Annotated in this window: 17 protein-coding genes; 9 read left to right on the forward strand and 8 right to left on the reverse strand. The window is 67.7% G+C overall.

Features of this window, described 5'->3' with window-relative positions; genetic code table 11:
* The first annotated feature begins 38 nt into the window (after positions 1 to 38).
* The 6 genes from ACTJJX_RS23700 (at position 39) to ACTJJX_RS23725 (ending at position 8,242) form a co-directional block, all read left to right on the forward strand.
* Complete coding sequence (locus ACTJJX_RS23700) at positions 39 to 1,040, forward strand: FecR family protein (protein WP_003102793.1); 1,002 nt, start codon at positions 39 to 41, stop codon at positions 1,038 to 1,040.
* 18 nt (positions 1,041 to 1,058) lie between these two features.
* The gene (locus ACTJJX_RS23705; protein WP_004345887.1) at positions 1,059 to 3,359 is read left to right on the forward strand and encodes a CHASE2 domain-containing protein; all 2,301 of its coding nucleotides are present in this window, start codon (positions 1,059 to 1,061) and stop codon (positions 3,357 to 3,359) included.
* A 404-nt stretch (positions 3,360 to 3,763) separates the two neighbouring features.
* Entirely contained in the window at positions 3,764 to 4,690 is a 927-nt protein-coding gene (locus ACTJJX_RS23710) for an ABC transporter ATP-binding protein (RefSeq protein WP_003118243.1), read from the forward strand.
* Positions 4,687 to 5,421 (forward strand): ABC transporter permease, encoded by a 735-nt coding sequence (locus ACTJJX_RS23715; RefSeq protein ID WP_003102804.1) that lies wholly within the window; start codon positions 4,687 to 4,689, stop codon positions 5,419 to 5,421. The genes ACTJJX_RS23710 and ACTJJX_RS23715 overlap by 4 nt, the downstream gene beginning before the upstream one ends.
* Before the next feature lie 9 nt (positions 5,422 to 5,430).
* Positions 5,431 to 7,233: a GldG family protein gene (locus ACTJJX_RS23720; protein WP_003118241.1), complete on the forward strand. Its 1,803-nt coding sequence runs from the start codon at positions 5,431 to 5,433 to the stop codon at positions 7,231 to 7,233.
* A 1-nt stretch (position 7,234) separates the two neighbouring features.
* Positions 7,235 to 8,242, forward strand: a complete 1,008-nt coding sequence (locus ACTJJX_RS23725) for a DUF4340 domain-containing protein (protein WP_003114913.1) — start codon at positions 7,235 to 7,237, stop codon at positions 8,240 to 8,242.
* A 231-nt stretch (positions 8,243 to 8,473) separates the two neighbouring features.
* Here ACTJJX_RS23725 and ACTJJX_RS23730 read toward each other — a convergent pair whose 3' ends face one another.
* On the reverse strand, positions 8,474 to 9,643 hold the full coding sequence (locus ACTJJX_RS23730) for a mandelate racemase/muconate lactonizing enzyme family protein (protein ID WP_003118239.1): 1,170 nt from the start codon (positions 9,641 to 9,643) through the stop codon (positions 8,474 to 8,476).
* Positions 9,644 to 9,800: 157 nt separating this feature from the next.
* Between ACTJJX_RS23730 and ACTJJX_RS23735 the strand changes: the two genes are divergently transcribed.
* The 3 genes from ACTJJX_RS23735 to dxs all read left to right on the forward strand — a co-directional run bounded on the left by ACTJJX_RS23735 (position 9,801) and on the right by dxs (position 12,919).
* Entirely contained in the window at positions 9,801 to 10,043 is a 243-nt protein-coding gene (locus tag ACTJJX_RS23735; RefSeq protein WP_003093283.1) for an exodeoxyribonuclease VII small subunit, read from the forward strand.
* Positions 10,040 to 10,927, forward strand: a complete 888-nt coding sequence (locus tag ACTJJX_RS23740; RefSeq protein ID WP_003114915.1) for a polyprenyl synthetase family protein — start codon at positions 10,040 to 10,042, stop codon at positions 10,925 to 10,927. The genes ACTJJX_RS23735 and ACTJJX_RS23740 overlap by 4 nt, the downstream gene beginning before the upstream one ends.
* Before the next feature lie 108 nt (positions 10,928 to 11,035).
* On the forward strand, positions 11,036 to 12,919 hold the full coding sequence (dxs, locus tag ACTJJX_RS23745; protein ID WP_003102816.1) for a 1-deoxy-D-xylulose-5-phosphate synthase: 1,884 nt from the start codon (positions 11,036 to 11,038) through the stop codon (positions 12,917 to 12,919).
* Between the two features lie 237 nt (positions 12,920 to 13,156).
* Here dxs and ACTJJX_RS23750 read toward each other — a convergent pair whose 3' ends face one another.
* The 7 genes from ACTJJX_RS23750 to thiL all read right to left on the reverse strand — a co-directional run bounded on the left by ACTJJX_RS23750 (position 13,157) and on the right by thiL (position 17,996).
* A complete protein-coding gene (locus ACTJJX_RS23750; RefSeq protein ID WP_003102817.1) occupies positions 13,157 to 13,954 on the reverse strand; it encodes a cobalamin-binding protein in 798 nt (265 codons plus the stop codon).
* Positions 13,954 to 14,373, reverse strand: a complete 420-nt coding sequence (locus tag ACTJJX_RS23755; RefSeq protein ID WP_003102818.1) for a hypothetical protein — start codon at positions 14,371 to 14,373, stop codon at positions 13,954 to 13,956. Before ACTJJX_RS23755 ends, ACTJJX_RS23750 begins: the two co-directional genes overlap by 1 nt.
* Positions 14,370 to 14,987 carry a GTP cyclohydrolase II gene (gene ribA / locus ACTJJX_RS23760; protein WP_003110510.1) on the reverse strand — a complete coding sequence of 206 codons (618 nt, stop codon included), beginning with the start codon at positions 14,985 to 14,987 and terminating at the stop codon, positions 14,370 to 14,372. The genes ACTJJX_RS23755 and ribA overlap by 4 nt, the downstream gene beginning before the upstream one ends.
* A 130-nt stretch (positions 14,988 to 15,117) precedes the next feature.
* Positions 15,118 to 15,762: a TIGR02281 family clan AA aspartic protease gene (locus ACTJJX_RS23765; protein ID WP_003093301.1), complete on the reverse strand. Its 645-nt coding sequence runs from the start codon at positions 15,760 to 15,762 to the stop codon at positions 15,118 to 15,120.
* 2 nt (positions 15,763 to 15,764) lie between these two features.
* The gene (locus ACTJJX_RS23770) at positions 15,765 to 16,511 is read right to left on the reverse strand and encodes a substrate-binding periplasmic protein (protein ID WP_003102821.1); all 747 of its coding nucleotides are present in this window, start codon (positions 16,509 to 16,511) and stop codon (positions 15,765 to 15,767) included.
* An 8-nt stretch (positions 16,512 to 16,519) separates the two neighbouring features.
* Complete coding sequence (locus ACTJJX_RS23775) at positions 16,520 to 17,035, reverse strand: phosphatidylglycerophosphatase A family protein (protein ID WP_003093304.1); 516 nt, start codon at positions 17,033 to 17,035, stop codon at positions 16,520 to 16,522.
* Positions 17,028 to 17,996: a thiamine-phosphate kinase gene (gene thiL, locus ACTJJX_RS23780; RefSeq protein WP_003113052.1), complete on the reverse strand. Its 969-nt coding sequence runs from the start codon at positions 17,994 to 17,996 to the stop codon at positions 17,028 to 17,030. The genes ACTJJX_RS23775 and thiL overlap by 8 nt, the downstream gene beginning before the upstream one ends.
* Between the last annotated feature and the right edge of the window lie 18 nt (positions 17,997 to 18,014).

Here is an 18,014-nt window from a genome sequence, read left to right on the forward strand (position 1 = left end):
ACCGCCAGCGATACCTGACCCGCCGCCCAGTGAAGCCTATGACAGCCCTCGCCCTTACTTCCCGATCCCTCTTTCCGGCTTGCGCCGCCCTGGCGCTGGGCGGACTGTTGGCGCTGCTCGCCGGCTCCGTCGCGGCCGCGCCGGCCAAGACGAAACGGCCGCCGTTCATCGAGCAGGGCGAAACGTGCCTGCCCCAGCCGCTCCCCGCCAGCGTGCTCTATCTCGCCGGCGACGCCTGGAAGCTCGACGCCAAGGGCAACCAGACGCCCCTGGAAGAAGGCATGGACATCGACGAACTGGAAGGCGTCAAGACCTCTCCGACCGCCTTCGTCAGCCTGCTGCTCGGCGACGGCAGCCGCATCGTCCTGCCCTCCAGTTCGGAAGTCACCCTGCACCTCGACGAGGACACCGGCATTCCGCAGATCGCCCTGCGCGCGGGGCAGGTCGAGTCCTATGTCCTGAAGAGAAAGAGCGATCACGACCGCTTCCAGGTGCTGACCCCGGTCGGCGTACTGGGCGTGCGCGGTACCCACTTCCGCGCCCGCACCGAAGACGGCCAGGCGCTGACCGAAGTGCTCGACGGGCGCGTCGCGGTGAACCGCGAGCTGACCAGCGACGACCTGCCGCTCAACGGCAGGCGCCCGGCTCGCAAGGCGGCGCAGGCCGAGCCGGACGAGGACGTGCTGGTCGACGCCCGCCGCGGCCTGAAGGTCAAGCCGCAGGGCAAGCTGACGCCGGTGGACCTGCTACCCGCCCCGCAATTGCGCGGCCAGGGCGGCGAGCACGGCGAGTCTCCAGTTTGGAAGCTCTATCTTGCCCCGCTGCACGGCGCCAAGCGCTACCGTGCCCAGGTAGCCAGCGATCCGGACTTCCTGCGCATCCAGCAGGAGCGTTTCTCGAGCACCCCGGAAGTCAGTTTCAGCGGACTCAAGGCGGCCTTCTACCACGTCCGCCTCTCGGCCTTCGACAACGACGGACTGGAGGGCGAGACCAGCGTATACGACATTCTCTACTACCCGCGAGGCGGCAGTGCCCGATAGGGCGCCGGGGCCTCGCCGATGAAGGCGCTCGACCGCCAGGACGAGCCCAGCCAGGCGCAGCGGCTGTTCCGCGGCCTGGTGCGCGAATGGCTGCTGGTCAGCCTGCTGCTCCTTCCGCTCACCGCCCTGCTTTCGCTGAGCAGCGGCCTGCCGCTGAACAACCTGCTCTACGACCGCCTGCGCAACCTCGCCCCGCTGGCCGTCGATCCGCGCATCCTCGTCGTCGCCATCGACGACCGTAGCCTGGAAAGCCTCGGTCGCTGGCCCTGGCCGCGCAGCGTCCACGCCGAGCTGCTGGATCGCCTGGCCGCCGCCGGCGCACGCAGCGTACTGCTCGACGTGATCTTCAGCGAACCCTCCTCCAATCCGGACAGCGACCGCCAGTTGGCAAGATCGCTGTGCCGGGCCGGCAACGTCCTCCTGCCACTGCTGCGCGAAAGCGTGCCGCGCTACGGCGAACCGCCACGGGAGATACCGCCGACCGCGCCGCTGGCCGGCTGCGCCGCCGGCATCGGGCATATCAACGTCGAAGCGGACAGCGACGGCACGGTGCGCAGCGTCTACCTGCGCGAAGGACCGCTCGGCCAGCCGCGCCCGCTGCTCGCCTGGCAAGCATTCGCCGATGCCGGCGTCATGCCCATGCCCGGCCTCGACGACATGCGCAACCTGCCCGGCTGGCAGCGTGACCACGCCATCCGCATTCCCTTCATCGGTGCCGACGCGGGCTTCCCCAGCGTGCCCTACGTCAGCGTGTTGCGCGGCGAGGTGCCAGACAGCCTGCTGCGCGACCGCCTGGTCCTGGTCGGCGCCACCGCGCCGGGCCTCGGCGACCGCTATGTCACCCCGCTGTCGGCCAGCCTCGGCACCACGCCGGGGGTGGAGATCCAGGCCAACATTCTCAACGGCCTGTTGCAGCAGCGCACCGCCGTCGACCTGCAACCCTGGCTCGCCGCCCTGCTCTCCGCCGCCAGCGTAGCGCTGCTGCTCGGCCTGATGCTGTTCCGCTCGCGCCACGCCTTGCTCCTCACCCTGGCCTGCGCGGCCCTGGCCCTGGGTCTTTCCTGGGCGCTGCTGCTCAACGGCTGGTGGTGGTCGCCGCTGGCCAGCCTGGTCGGCCTGCTGCTGGCCTACCTGATCTGGAGCTGGCGCCGGCTGAACGCGGTGCTCGCCTACTTCGGCTGGGAACTGGCGCGCCTCGACCGCGAGCCCAAGGTGCTGCCCGAGCGGGCCAGCCCCCCGCGCGCCGGCAACGATCCATTGCAGAACCGCATCGCCGCCCTGGAGCAGGCGGTCAGCCGCACCCGCGACAGCCGGCGGTTCATGGCCGACGGCCTGGAAGGCCTGCCGGTGGCGACCCTGATCTGCGACCCGCAGGGGCAGATCCTGCTGGCCAACCGCAAGGCACGCGACCTGTTCGGCGGCGAGCTGCGCGGCGCCGAACTGCGCCAGCGCCTGGCCGAACTCGGCCATCCGAGCCTCGCCGGTGGCGCCCGCCCAACGCTGGAAACCCTGGAAGCCATCGAGTTCCGCGACCACCGGGAACGCGACCTGCGCCTCGACCTGGCGCGCCTGCTGCCGGTCGAAAGCGAAACCGCCATCGGCTGGCTGGTGAGCCTGATCGACCTGAGCGCCGAACGCGATGCCGAGCGCCAGCGCGCCACCCTCCTGCGCTTCCTCTCCCATGACCTGCGCGCGCCGCACTCGGCGATCCTCGCCCTGCTCGACGTCCGCCCCGCCGAGGACGAAGCCGGCCAGCAGGTCTACCGACAGATAGAGCAGCAGGTCCGTCGCGCCCTGGGCCTGACCGACGCCTTCGTGCAACTGGCCAAGGCCGAATCCGACGCCTACCGCTTCGAAGCGTGCATGTTCACCATGTTGGCGATGGACGCCGCCGACCAGCTCTGGCCCCTCGCGCAACAGAAAGACATCGACCTGCGGCGCGACTGGGACGACGAGCAGGAACCGATGGTCTGGGCCGACCCCGGCCTGCTCACGCGCGCGCTGTTCAACCTGCTGGAGAATGCGGTCAAGTACAGCCCGGCGGGGACCGTCGTCAGCCTGAGCATCCGCCTCGAAGGCGACTGGCTGAGCTGCCGGATCGTCGATCAGGGCAAAGGTATCGCGGCCGCCGAACTACCGCGCCTGTTCAGCCAGTACCAGCGCTTCGCTTCCGCCGAGGGCAGCGCCGGCCTGGGCCTGGGGCTGGCCATGGTCAAGACGGTGATCGACCGGCACGGCGGCAGAATCGGCTGCCAGAGCCAGGTTGGCCAGGGCACCACTTTCGAGATTCGCCTTCCGCTGCTGAAAGGCGAGGAATAACCGCTACTGGCGGAAGTCGGGTCTTCCTCCAACTTGCATTGGTCTCGAAGTTCGGAAGATCCAGGCGGCCGGGCTATTCCGCTTCCCGTCTATCGAAACGGCAACTGCCTTCCCTCGTGAAACTCCGCAGGGGGAATCGACGCGTCCCCAACATAGGCACCAGCGAGCGCGACATGGCCGCGTTCCCACAGCGGAACCAAGGCGCTGCGCCAGCTACAGGGCTGCCCTGGAAGTCTCGATAACTTCCATCTTTTAACGAGAGTTCGTAGGAAGTTTCCCAACAATATAAGTAACTAATCTCAAAAAGAGCCCACTGGAAAAACCAGCCAATAACTCCCGGTAATCTACCGCGCTCATGCGATCCCCTACGCATAACAGCAAACGGCTCAACTTCCAGTGAAACCATGATCGACATAGACAGACTGAGCAAACGCTTTTCCGGCCGGACGGTGGTAAACGACTTGAGCTTCCGCATCGACCGGGGAGAGATCGTCGGTCTCCTCGGCCCCAACGGAGCGGGCAAGTCGACCACCCTGAAGATGCTTTCCGGCTTCCTCGCGCCGAGCGCCGGCAGCGTACGCATCTTCGGCTTCGACATGCAGGACAAGGCGCGCCAGGCACAGAAGCTGATCGGCTACCTGCCGGAGAACGCTCCCAGCTACGGAGAAATGACGGTCGAGGGCTTTCTCGCCTTCGTCGCGTCCATCCGCGACTACAGCGGACGGGAAAAACGTCGGCGCATCGACAGCGCCATGGACTGCATGGAGCTGCGGGATGAGCGCAGGAGCATCATCGAAACCCTGTCCAAGGGCTTCAAGCGCCGCGTCGCGCTGGCCCAGGCGATCCTCCACGATCCCGAGCTGCTCCTGCTCGACGAGCCCACCGACGGCCTCGACCCGAATCAGAAGCACCAGGTCCGGCAACTGGTGAAGAACCTCTCGGAAAGCAAGATCGTGGTGATTTCCACGCACATCCTCGAGGAAGTCTCGTTCATGTGCAGCCGCGCCCTGGTGATCAACGGCGGCCGCCTGCTGGCCGACAACACCCCGGGCGAACTCAGGACCCGCAGCCGCTACCACCATGCCGTCAGCCTCAGCATCGAAGCACCGGTAGACCCGCTGGCCATCGCCATGCTCCCCGGCGTCGCCGGTATCGAAGGACGCCCCGACCGGGCCGGCACCCTGACCATTCTGGCCCGCCCCGGCGCGCAGATCCTTCCCGCGCTCAACCGCCTGATCCACGGCAGCGGCTGGCGGGTATCCGGGGTGCGTACCGAACACGGCCAACTGGAAGAAGTGTTCCGCCAACTGACCCGAGAAACCCCCGCATGACCGCCATCGGCACCATTTTCAGACGCGAGCTGGGCAGCTACTTCGCCACGCCGCTCGCCTATGTGTTCACCCTGGTATTCCTCGTCCTCTCCGGCGTGGCCACCTTCTACCTGGGCGATTTCTTCGAGCGCGGCCAGGCCGACCTGGCGCCGTTCTTTTCCAGCCTGCCCTGGCTCTACCTCCTGCTGATCCCCGCGCTGGCCATGCGCCTGTGGGCCGAGGAGCGCAAGTCCGGCTCCATCGAGATGCTGATGACCCTGCCCGTCTCCCGCGCCACCCTGGTCACCGGCAAGTTCCTCGCGGCCTGGTTCTGCGCCGGGCTGGCGTTGCTGCTGACCTTCCCGATGCCGCTGACGGTGAACTACCTCGGCTCGCCCGACAACGGCGCGATCATCGCCGGCTACCTGGCCGGCTGGCTGCTGTCCGGCGGCTACCTGGCCATCGGATCCTGCATGTCGGCGCTGGCGAAGAACCAGATCATCGCCTTTGCCCTGACCGTTCTCGTCTGCCTGCTATTCGTCGGCGCCGGCACTCCCCACGTACAACAGGCGCTCTCCGGCTGGCTTCCGCAATGGCTGCTGGACGGCATTGCCTCGCTGAGCGTGCTGGTCCGTTTCGAGGCGCTCGGCCGGGGCGTGCTCGACGTCCGCGACCTGGCCTACTTCTGCAGCCTGATCGTCGCCTGGCTGGTCGCCACCACCATCGTCATCGACCTGAAAAAGGCAGCGTAGGAAACATCCATGAAACGAACCCTGTACTCGGGCGTCGGCCTGCTGCTGGTCGGCCTGCTGTTCCTCGCTTTCAACCTGCTGTCCAGCCTGCTGCTGCGCGACCAGCAGTTCGACCTCACCCAGCAGAAGCTCTACACCTTCAGCGCCGGCACCCAGGAAGTCCTCGACAGTCTCGACGAACCGCTCAACCTCTACCTGTTCTTTTCGAAAAGCCGCGCCAGTGACCTGCCCGCCCTGCGCAACTACGCCCGCCGCGTCGAGGAAGTGCTGGACCTCTATGCACGGCGGAGCCATGGCAATGTCCGATTGTTCGTGATCGATCCCCTGCCATTCTCCGACGACGAGGACCGTGCCGCGCGCTTCGGCCTGCAGGCGCCGCCCATCGGCCCGAATGGCGAAGCCATCTACTTTGGCCTGGCGGCCACCAACCCGACCGACGGCCTCCAGGTGATCCCGTTCTTCTCGCCGGAAGAAGAGCCGCTTCTGGAATACGATCTCAGCCGCCTGGTCCAGGCACTCGCACAGCGGGAACGCACGGTAGTCGGCCTGATGAGCTCGCTGCCGATGACCGGGCAGGCGCCCACCGACGGGCAGCCGGGCAGCAGGCCCTGGGCGATGATGGACAAGCTCTACCAACAGTTCGACATCCGCACCCTGGGGCTCGCTTCGACGGAAATCCCCGCCGACGTCTCGGTGTTGATGCTGGTGCACCCCAGGCAATTGTCCGAACAGACCCAATACGCCATCGACCAGTTTGTCCTGCGCAGCGGCAAGCTGCTGGCCTTCGTCGACCCTCTGAGTCTCGCCGATGCAGACGGCGGGAAAAGCTCCGACCTGGCCCCGTTGCTGCGCTCCTGGGGCGTCCAGTTGCGGCCGGATACCCTGCTGGCGGATGCCTCGTTCGCCATGATCAAGCCCAACGCCGAACGTCGCCCGGAGCGCAATCCGACCTGGCTACACCTCCCCGGCGACACGTTCCCCCACGACAACGTGCTGACCACCGGCCTGGAAAGCCTCAACCTCGCCAGCGTCGGCCTGCTCGAACCTCTCGGCGGAGCCTCGACGCGCTTCATTCCGTTGCTGCACAGCTCGGCGCACAGCATGCCGCTGTCGCTGGAACGCTTCCGCCAATCCTCGACGGAGCAGCTCAACGCCACCCTGGTCCCGACCGGGGAACGCTACGTGCTGGCCGCCAAGGTCGAGGGGCCGGCGACGAGTGCCTTCCCTGCGGACCGCGGGAAGCAAGGCGAAGGCCTGAGCGACAGCGCGAACATCCATGTGCTGTTGGTCGCCGATACGGACCTGCTGAGCAATCCGCTCTGGCTCCAGGAACAGCCCGGCCACAACGAGCCGCAGGTATGGGCGGACAACGACCTGTTCGTCGGCAATGCCCTCGACTACCTCTCCGGTTCGGACGCGCTGATCGACCTACGCTCGCGAGGCCATACGAAGCGCCCGTTCACCCGCGTGGAAGCGCTCCGCCGCGAGGCCGGGCTGCGCGCCCAGGAACAGCTCAACGCGCTGCAGCAAAGCCTCAACGACACCGACAGGAACCTGCGCACCTTGCAGCAATCGATGGACGCCGGCGACCAGGAGGTGACTCCGGAAATGGAAGCGACGCTGCGCCGCTTCATCGATGACAAATTGCGCATCCGCCAGCAACTGCGTCAATTGCAGTTCCAGCTGAATGCCGATGTCGAGCGCCTGGGGGAACAGGTGAAACTGGCCAATACGGTCCTGCTGCCGGCACTGCTCACCCTGTTCCTCCTGCTGCATTGGAGTTGGCGCAGCATGCGCCGGAGGAGGGGCTGACATGCGCCTGCGTAACGTAGCGGGACTCGCTCTCGCCCTGGCGCTGTTCGCCGGAATCTTGGGCTGGCTCCACGAACGGCAGCAACCGCCCGCGCAACCGCCTGCGAGCCGCGCCTGGCTGCCAGGGCTGAAACCGCACCAGGTGACCGCGCTGTGCATCGCCACCCCCGGCCAACCGACGATCCGCGCCAGGCGCGATGGCAAGGACTGGATGCTCGCCAGCAAGGACGGCTATCCCGCCTCGGGGGAAACCATCCGGCAGCTGTTGCGCAGCCTGGCCGACGCGCGCCTGCTGGAGGAAAAGAGCGCCTCGCCGGAAAACCGCGAACGCATGGGACTCTCCGACCAGGGCAAGGGCCAGGCCAGCCGGATCACCCTGGAGCGCGGCGACGCGCCGCCGCTGGTCCTGTTGCTGGGCAAGCGCACCTCGCAGGGCGGGCAGTTGGTCAGGCAGGCCGACGATGAGGGGGCCTGGCTGATCGACCGAACGGTCGGCCTGCCGGTCAACGACCTGGCCCTGCTCGACCCTCGGTTGACCGACCTGCCATTCGAACAGTTGCGCGAACTGACCCTGTCCTATGGCAACGGCGTACGGCTGAACATTTCCCGAGCCAGTGAAAAGGACGATGGCATCCGCCTGCGACAGTTCCCATCCAGGCCACAGTTGATGGGCGAGGCGGAAGCCGAGCAGGCCGCACGCCTGTTCGCTGCGCTCAGGCTGCTGGAGGTCGCGCCGGCCAAGGCCTCGCGGCAAAAACCGCTGCTGACCTTCACGCTCAAGAGTTTCGCCGGCGGCACGCTGCAGGGCCAGCTTCTGGAACTGGAGCGCCAGTACTGGTTGCAACTGACCGACAGCAAGGGCTTCGCCGACGGGCAGGTCTCAGCCGTCAAGGGTTGGCGCTACCGCGTGGAGGGTCTGAGTCCGGATACCGCTCCCGCGCCCCAGCCACCCAAGGCATCGCCGGTGAAGCAAAGCAAGCCGGCCAAGCCCTCGTCGCCCAAGTGCTGAGCGCTCTCGCCAGGCGCCGCTCGCAGCCGGCGAAATAGAGCCCCGCGGGATGCTGGGCAGGACTGGCCGAGTTTGCTAGAGTAGCGCTTCCTTCACGAGCCCTCGGCTCGTCGATGCAGAATTCCTAAGGCAGGCGCGGCTTATCAGAAGTAAGCCAACCCCACCCCAGAAAAGCCGGCCACAAGCCGGCTTTTTTAATGCCTCCGCACAACCCCAGCCAATCACCGTTCTCTAGGCCTCCAGAAGCTTGCGGAACAGCCCGGCAAGTGTCGCCTGGCGCTCGAAGCCTATACCAGGCGATTGTGGCAATCCCGCCAATCCCGAGGAAAACGGCAGGGCACCGGCGAAATCGTCGAATGGCCGGAAAGCCGACGGCGTAGCCTCGGCCCAACCCAGGCGCAGGGCCGCCACCAAGTGCAGGCTGAACAGGTAGCCGGCGTGCGGGCGGAAGGCCGCGCGCGGCCAACCCCGGGCGCACAGGTGGTCGAGTATCGCCAGGTAGCCCGGCAGGCCATAGCAATGCACGGGGTCGAACACCAGCACGTCGCGCTCCCGCCGCAAGCCGCCATAGAGATCCAGCAAGCGAGCCTCGGCCAGGGAGAACAAGGCCTCGCCGGCACCGATGGGCCCCGGATAGATATCCGCCACTTCGGCCTGGGTAGGGAAATCGTGGGGGTCGCAGATGTCCTCGAACCACCACAACCCCAGCGGCGCCAGGGCTTTCGCTGCGTCGACCGCGCCCTCCGCGTCGTAGCGATTCATCGCGTCGACCGCCAGCCGCGAAGCGTCGCCGAGAACCCGCAGCGCCCTGTCGATACGGCGCCGGTCCTGGTCCAGCCCGGCCGCGCCGATCTTGATCTTGGCGTGGGTGTAGCCGAGATCGACGAAGCGCCGCAGTTCCTCTTCCAGGCGTCCCAGGTCGTCGTGCGGATAGGGGTAGCCGCCGCCGGCGTAGACCGGTACGCGCTGCGGATAGTCTTCCGCCAGCCCCAGGCGTCGCGCCAGGAAGCGATGCAGCGGCAGGCCGGCGGCCTTGGCCGCGGCATCCCACAGCGCCATGTCCAGGGCGCCCACCGCGACGCAGCGTTCGCCGTGGCCGCCGGGCTTCTCGTCGCGCATCATCAGGTCCCAGGCTCGCAACGGATCGATGCCACTGCCGTCGTCGCTCGCCAGGCTGTCCGCCGGAGCCCCCAGCAGGCGCGGGGCGAAACGCTCGCGGATCAGCCCGCCCTGGGCGTAGCGCCCTACCGAGGCGTGGCCGTAGCCGACCACACGCCGACCGTCGCGCACGATATCGGTGAGCACCGCCACCAGGCTGGTGCTCAAACCACCGGTGGCAGCCGCCACGCCGGCGTAACGGGAAAGGGGAATACTGCGTTCCCGGACCTCCTGGATGCGCATCGCCTGTCGGCTCCTCCTCGCTGGACCTCTCTCCACCTTAGCCAAGGCCGCCGCCATGGTCGTCCCGATCGGTCGTAGCGACCTTCCGCCGATTTGCCCGGCCCCCGCCCCTCTGCTAGTGTCGCGGGGTTTTGTACACCTCGCCGAGACTCCCCCGATGGCCCGCAAGAAAACCCTCGATTTCGAACAGTCCCTCACCGAGCTGCAAACCCTGGTGGAACGCCTGGAAAGCGGCGAGCTGTCGCTGGAAGAGTCGCTGGGCGCCTTCGAGCAGGGCATCCGCCTGACCCGCGAATGCCAGACGTCGCTGAGCCAGGCCGAACAGAAGGTACAGATCCTCCTCGAACGCGACGGCGAGCTCAGCGAAGCGCCGTTCGATGCGGAAGGCGACGAGGCATGATCGCGGCCTACCAGGCGCGCTGCCAGGCGCGCGTCGATGCCGCCCTGGACGCCCTGTTCGTCGCTCCCCGCGAAGAACTGCAACGCCTCTACGAGGCCATGCGCTACAGCGTGATGAACGGTGGCAAGCGGGTTCGCCCGCTGCTCGCCTACGCCGCCTGCGAGGCCCTCGGCGGAGCGCCGCAGCGCGCCGACGCCGCGGCCTGCGCGGTGGAGCTGATCCATGCCTACTCGCTGGTCCACGACGACCTGCCGGCGATGGACGACGACGACCTGCGCCGTGGCCAGCCGACCACCCACCGGGCCTTCGACGAAGCCACCGCGATCCTCGCCGCCGACGGCTTGCAGGCGCTGGCCTTCGAAGTGCTCGCCGACACCCGGCGCAATCCGCAGGAACATGCCGTCTGTCTGGAAATGCTCACCCGCCTGGCGCGCGCCGCAGGCTCCGCCGGCATGGTCGGCGGCCAGGCGATCGACCTCGGCTCGGTCGGCGTGGCCCTCGACCAGGCGGCCCTGGAAGTCATGCACCGGCACAAGACCGGCGCGCTGATCGAAGCCAGCGTGCGCCTCGGCGCCCTCGCCAGCGGTCGCGCCGAGCCCGCCTCGCTGGCCGCCCTGGAGCGCTACGCCGAAGCGATCGGCCTGGCCTTCCAGGTGCAGGACGACATCCTCGACGTGGAAAGCGACACCGCCACCCTCGGCAAGACCCAGGGCAAGGACCAGGCGCACAACAAGCCGACCTATCCCGCCCTGCTCGGCCTGGAGGCCGCCAAAGGCTATGCCCTGGAGCTGCGCGACCTGGCCCTGGCCGCCCTCGACGGTTTTCCGCCGAGCGCCGACCCGCTGCGCCAACTGGCCCGCTACATCGTCGAGCGACGCAACTGACCGACGGGTCGTCGGAAGTCCCCGGCAAAGGTAGGGGCTCCCTTGCTTGGGCGCGGCCGGTGCATCAGGTAAACTGCTGGCCTCTCCGGATTGCATAACGACAGCCTGATGCCCAAGACGCTCCATGAGATTCCCCGCGAGCGCCCCGCCACGCCCCTGCTCGACCGCGCCTCTTCGCCGGCCGAACTGCGCCGGCTGGGCGAGGCGGACCTGGAAACCCTGGCCGACGAGCTGCGCCAGTACCTGCTGTATACCGTCGGCCAGACCGGCGGTCATTTCGGCGCCGGCCTCGGCGTGGTCGAGCTGACCATTGCCCTGCACTACGTCTTCGACACTCCGGACGACCGCCTGGTCTGGGACGTCGGCCACCAGGCCTATCCGCACAAGATCCTCACCGAGCGCCGCGAGCTGATGGGCACCCTGCGCCAGAAGAACGGCCTGGCGGCCTTCCCGCGCCGCGCAGAGAGCGAGTACGACACCTTCGGCGTCGGCCACTCCAGCACCTCCATCAGCGCCGCCCTGGGCATGGCCATCGCCGCCCGCCTGCAAGGCAAGGAGCGTAAGTCGGTGGCCGTGATCGGCGACGGTGCGCTGACCGCCGGCATGGCCTTCGAGGCACTCAACCACGCCTCGGAAGTCGACGCCGACATGCTGGTGATCCTCAACGACAACGACATGTCGATCTCGCACAACGTCGGCGGGCTCTCCAACTACCTGGCGAAGATCCTCTCCAGCCGCACCTATAGCAGCATGCGCGAGGGCAGCAAGAAGGTGCTCTCGCGCCTGCCCGGGGCCTGGGAGATCGCCCGGCGCACCGAGGAATACGCCAAGGGCATGCTGGTCCCCGGCACCCTGTTCGAGGAGCTCGGCTGGAATTACATCGGCCCGATCGACGGCCACGACCTGCCGACCCTGGTGGCTACCCTGCGCAACATGCGCGACATGAAGGGCCCGCAGTTCCTCCATGTGGTGACCAAGAAAGGCAAGGGCTTCGCCCCGGCCGAACTGGATCCGATCGGCTACCACGCGATCACCAAGCTGGAAGCTCCCGGCAGTGCGCCGAAGAAGACCGGCGGACCCAAGTATTCCAGCGTCTTCGGCCAGTGGCTGTGCGACATGGCCGCCCAGGACGCGCGCCTGCTCGGCATCACCCCGGCGATGAAGGAAGGTTCCGACCTGGTGGCCTTCAGCGAACGTTATCCGGAACGCTACTTCGACGTCGCCATCGCCGAACAGCATGCCGTGACCCTGGCCGCCGGCATGGCCTGCGAGGGCATGAAGCCGGTGGTAGCGATCTACTCGACCTTCCTCCAGCGCGCCTACGACCAGTTGATCCATGACGTCGCCGTGCAGCACCTCGACGTGCTGTTCGCCATCGACCGCGCCGGCCTGGTCGGCGAGGACGGCCCGACCCACGCCGGTAGCTTCGACATCTCCTACCTGCGCTGCATCCCCGGCATGCTGGTGATGACCCCCAGCGACGAGGACGAGCTGCGCAAGCTGCTCACCACCGGCTACCTGTTCGATGGCCCGGCCGCGGTGCGCTATCCGCGCGGCAGCGGCCCCAACCATCCGATCGATCCGGACCTGCAACCGGTGGAGATCGGCAAGGGCGTGGTCCGTCGGCGCGGCGGCAGGGTCGCACTGCTGGTCTTCGGCGTGCAGTTGGCGGAGGCGATGAAGGTCGCCGAAAGCCTCGACGCCACGGTCGTCGACATGCGTTTCGTCAAACCCCTCGACGAAGCCCTGGTACGCGAATTGGCGGGCAGCCACGAACTGCTGGTGACCATCGAGGAAAACGCCGTGATGGGCGGCGCCGGCTCGGCGGTCGGCGAGTTCCTCGCCAGCGAGGGCCTCGAAGTCCCGCTGCTGCAACTGGGCCTGCCCGACTACTACGTCGAACACGCCAAGCCCAGCGAGATGCTCGCCGAATGCGGCCTGGATGCCGCGGGCATCGAAAAGGCAGTACGCCAGCGTCTCGACCGGCAGTAGCGCCAAACCCAGCGACAACGGCGGATAACCGCGTTGCGGTTATTCGCCCTACCCCCCAATTGCCGTAGGGCGAATAACGCCACCGGCGTTATCCGCCGATACACCACCATACCGACATACCCCGCCGACTGGCAGCGATAACCGCGTTGCGGTTATTCGCCCTACCCCCCAATTGCCGTAGGGCGAACAACGCCGCCGGCGTTATCCGCCGATACAGCGCGCGATACCGGCAAGCATTCAGCGCGCCCCGGCGAGCGAGCGGCAGAGTTTCTCGGTCGCCGCCAGCATGGCGAAGCTCGGCCGCTCGAGGTTCTTGTCTTCGATCCGGTACAGCTGTCCGCGCCGCGTCGCCGCCAGCGCCGGCCATTGCCGCCAGAGTTCGAGCTGGGCGTGACTGCCGGCGACGATGACCGCCGGATCCCGCGCCAGAACCGCCTCGACGCTGACCTGCGGCGCCGGCTGCGGCAGGTCGCCGAACAGGTTCTCGGCGCCGCAGACGCGCAGCGCATCGCTGATCACCTGGCGTCCGCCAATGGTGTACAGCGGCCGGTCCCAGACCTGGTAGAACACCTTCAGCGGCTTGTCCCGCCGGTAGCGCTCGGCCAGGCGCCGCATGCCTTCGCGGAACCTGGCCGACAACCGCTGGCCGGCCTCGGCCTCGCCCAATGCCTCGCCCAGCGCAGCCAGTTGCAGGGCCAGTTCGTCGAGGCTGTGCGGTTCGGCGATGAAGAGGGCGATGCCGAAGTCCCGCAGGCGCTGCAACTGCGCCTCGGGCACGCTGCCGGGCCAGACCAGGATCAAGTCGGGCTGCAGTTCCAGCAGGCGTTCGAGATTGACCTGGCCGTAGCGGCCGACGGAAGGCAGGTCGCCAATCGCCGCCGGACGCTCGCCGCCATCCAGCACGCCGACCAGGCGGCGCGCTGCGCCGAGTTCGAGGACGCTGTCGGTCAGCGAAGGCGCCAGGCTGACCACCCGCTGCGCCGCCCCGGCGGAAAGGCTGAGGAGCAGGCAGGCGAGCAGCCAGAACGAGCGCATCAACCGAGTTGACGCGGAATACGGTAGAGCCAGAACAGCACCAGGCTGGTGACCCCGAGCAGGATCAGCGCAACGCCGTTGAGCCCGGCGAACACACCCGGCACGCCGATCCAGGCCGGCAGGCTGGCGCCGAACAGGGCCTTGCGGCGCACCTGCGCCAGACGGGTCCAGGCGGCGGCTTCCTCCGCCGTATCCAGCGCTTTCTGGGTGGCGATGAGACCACGCTTGTAGGCACCGAACAGCGGCAGGTTGACGAACATCGACAGCAGCGCGGCGATGAACAGCGGCATCGCCAGGCCATGGGGAAGGGGTTGCAGTTCGCCGAGGAAGAACTCGACCAGGATCAGCGGCAACAGCGCCAACGCCAGTTGCAACCACCAGGCACGTCCCAGCGCGCCGCGGGCTTGCTGGCGACTCACGTGGTTTCCGCCTCGCCCTGGTGCAGGCTGCCGAGCATGTGCCCGAGCTTGCCGGCCTTGGTCGCCAGGTAGCGCCTGTTGTGCTTGTTCAGGCCCTTTTGCAGCGGCACGCGCTCCGCCACGGTGATGGCGTAGCTTTCCAGCGCCTTGACCTTGCGCGGATTGTTGGTCATCAGGCGCAGGGAGGAGACGCCCAGGTGCGCGAGCATCGGCTGGCACATGGCGTAGTCGCGCTGGTCGGCGCCAAAACCCAGTTGCAGGTTCGCCTCGACGGTGTCGGCACCGCCATCCTGCAATTCATAGGCACGGATCTTGTTCAGCAGGCCGATGCCGCGACCTTCCTGGCGCAGGTAGAGGAGCACGCCGCGGCCCTCCTCGGCGATGGCGGCAAGCGCGCCTTCCAGCTGGAAACCGCAATCGCAGCGCAGGCTGAACAGCGCGTCGCCGGTCAGGCATTCGGAATGCAGGCGACCAAGCACCGGCGCGCCATCGGCGATGTCGCCCATGCTCAGGGCTACATGTTCCTTGCCGCTCTCCTCGTCGAGGAAACCATGCATGGTGAATTCGCCGAAGGGAGTCGGCAGTTTGGAGGCGGCGACGAACACGACGGACACCGGGGAACTCCTAGGGAAACGGAAGTCCGCCATTGTACCAGCAGCGTCCGGCGCCCGGTCAGCTCGAAATGCCGCAAATACCTATCGAGATGGACGATGAATAGAACCCCGGGTTATGAGCGAGCGACATTCAATGCTTGGCCTCGATAAGCAGCATTCCCTGTTCCTCGCGCCAACGCACCCGGTTGAGGAAACTCATGCCGAGCAGGGCTTCGGTCGGATAGCCACCCTCGATCACCGCCGCCTCGACACCCAGCAACTCGATACCGCCGATCTTCACCCGGTCCAGGGTCACCCGCCAGCCGCGCGAGGTTCCGCTGGCAGTGGAGGCGACCATCGGCTTGCCGTCCACCCGGTAATCGATACCCAGGCGGCGCGCCTCGTTCTCGTTCATGGCGATGCTGGTGGCGCCGGTATCCACCAGGAACTGCATGTTCTGCCCGTTCACCGAGCCAGCCACCCAATAGTGCCCGCCCGTACCGCGGGCGATGCTGAAGCTTTGCCGCTGCGGCGCCGAATAGCCCGCCTCGTTGTATTCGCGGCTCAGTTCGTAGGTGCGCTCGACGCCGTCGATCCGCAGCACCGCCTTGCGGCTGTCGGCGCTGACCACCTGGACGCCCTGCGGGCCGGTCTGGCCGACCCTGACCAGCTTGCGCTGGCCATCGACGTTGAGTACCGCCGCGCCGGGGAACAGGCCGACCACGAACACCTGGGGCGCGGCCAGCGAGGACAACGCGAGAACGCTGGAAAACAGGGCGACGCACAGCCGCAGCATGATCACTCCTTGGGTGGCAGGATTGCCTTCAACGGCGCATAGGGCCAGTTCCAGCGGGCGAAGATCCGCTCCAGCTCGCCGCTGGCATGCAACTGCCGCATGCGCCGGTCGAACAGCGCCAGCAGCTCACGGCCCCTGGGGGAATCGGAGAAGCCAAGATACAGCGGCAACCGAGTGACGTCGGTGATGCGGTACTCAGCCGCCAGCGCTCCGGCCCCTGCGAGCATTTCCTCGAGTTCCGGACGCGAATCGATGAAATAGTCGACCCGGTGGTTGAGCAGCATCGGCAGCGCCGAGGTGCGGCGCTGCAACTCGCTGTGCGGGGTCAGGGTAGGGAAATAGCGGGCGAAGGCGTAGCCACGCATCCATGACAGGCGGAACCGGCTCAGGCCCTCCAGTGGCGGCGGCGGATTGTCTTTCAGGGAAAGCACGGCGATCGGATCGACGTCATAGGGCCAGCGAGGATAAAGCGCTTCGTCGATTTCCCCGCGGTAGGCGCCGACCCAGGCGTCGGCCTCGCCGCGCAGGACCAGGCCGACCGCCCGGGTATAGGGCTCGTTGGCGATCCGCAGGCGTACCCCGGCCGGCTCGTAGACGGCCCGCAACAGGTCCCAGGCCACCCCGCGACCGTCCTCCTGGGTGTAGCGCGTCCAGGTTTCGCTGACCACGCGGATCTCGCCCACGGAGGGGGCGGCGGAAGCGACGCCGGGCAGCAGCCACAGGCAGCAGAACAGGACGAGCAGACGCATGGGAGGCCTCAGACCAGCCAGTGTACCCATCCCCAGACTAGACCCTGCATGACCAGCCAGGCGAATACCCCGGCCAGGACGTCGTCGAGCATGATCCCGACGCCGCCGTGCACGTTGCGGTCCACCCAACTGATCGGCCAGGGCTTGAGAATATCCACGATGCGGAACACGACGAAGCCGATCAGCAGCCACCACCAGCCCTCCGGCACCAGCCAGAGGGTTATCCACATGCCGACCATCTCGTCCCAGACGATGCCTTCGTGGTCGTGCACGCGCAGGTCGTCGGCGACCTTGCCGCACAGCCAGAAGCCGAACAGCATGGTCACTCCCAGCATCAGCCAGTAGCCCCAGTCCGGCAGCATCTGCCACAGCGGGATGAACGGGATGGCCACCAGCGACCCCCAGGTGCCCGGCGCCTTGGGCAGGGTGCCGGAGCCGAAGCCGAAGGCGAGGAAATGCCAGGGATTGCGCCAGACCGACGGCGGCACCGGCTGCGCCGGCGCCTGATCAGGATGCTCAGTCACGTTGGGTTCCGAAATGTTGGTAACCGGCCGCGGCCGGTATGAGTTCCTTTCCGTCGGCGTCGAGCAGGTGCACCCCCTGTCCCGCCTCGACCCGGCCGATGACGGCCATGGCCGGCCACGCGGCGCGAATCTCGCCAAGGTACTCAGGCGGCAGGGTGAAAACCAGCACGTAGTCGTCGCCGGCGGCCAGTTGCTGGCGCAAGGCTTCCTCGCCGGCGAGCAGGCCGCTCAACGCGGCGCTTGCCTGCAAGCGCTGGCATTCGACCAACAGGGCAACGCCGGAAGCGCGGGCGATATGCCCGCAGTCGGCGAGCAGCCCGTCGGAGATGTCCAGGGCGGCGCTGGCCTTGCCGCGCAGGGCGAGGCCCAGACCGAATTGCGGGGCCGGCGTCCAGTAGCGCGCCAGCAGCGGTTCGGCCACCTCGGCGGGCGCCGATCTTCGCTCCAGCACCAGTTCCAGCGCCGCTCCAGCCTCGCCGAGCGGGCCCCCGACGCAGAGCAGATCGCCCGGGCGCGCACCGGCGCGGGTCAGCGCCTGGCCGGCCGGCACCCTGCCGAATACGGTCAGGGTCATGCTCAGCGGGCCGCGCGTGGTGTCGCCGCCGACCAGGGCCAGGCCACACTGCCGGGCCATGGCGTCGAGGCCGCGGGCGAAGCCCTGCAACCACTCGGCGTCGGCCTGCGGCAAGGTCAGGGCCAGGGTGAAGGCCAGGGGCGCGGCGCCCATCGCCGCCAGGTCGCTGGCGGAGACCGCCAGGGCGCGCTGGGCAAGAAGGAAAGGGTCGCAACCGGCGGGAAAATGCACGCCTTCCACCAGGGTATCGGTGGAGACCGCCAGTTGTTCGCCGGCTGGCGGCGCCAGCAGGGCGCAGTCGTCGCCGATGCCGAGGGCCACGTCCGCCGCCGGCGCCGCGCAGGCGGCCGCGGCGAAGAAGCGGCGGATCAGCTCGAACTCACCCATGACGCCGCCGGCGCGGGA

Origin of the sequence: Pseudomonas sp. 22490, assembly GCF_052044465.1 — a bacterium.
Classification (GTDB): domain Bacteria; phylum Pseudomonadota; class Gammaproteobacteria; order Pseudomonadales; family Pseudomonadaceae; genus Pseudomonas; species Pseudomonas aeruginosa.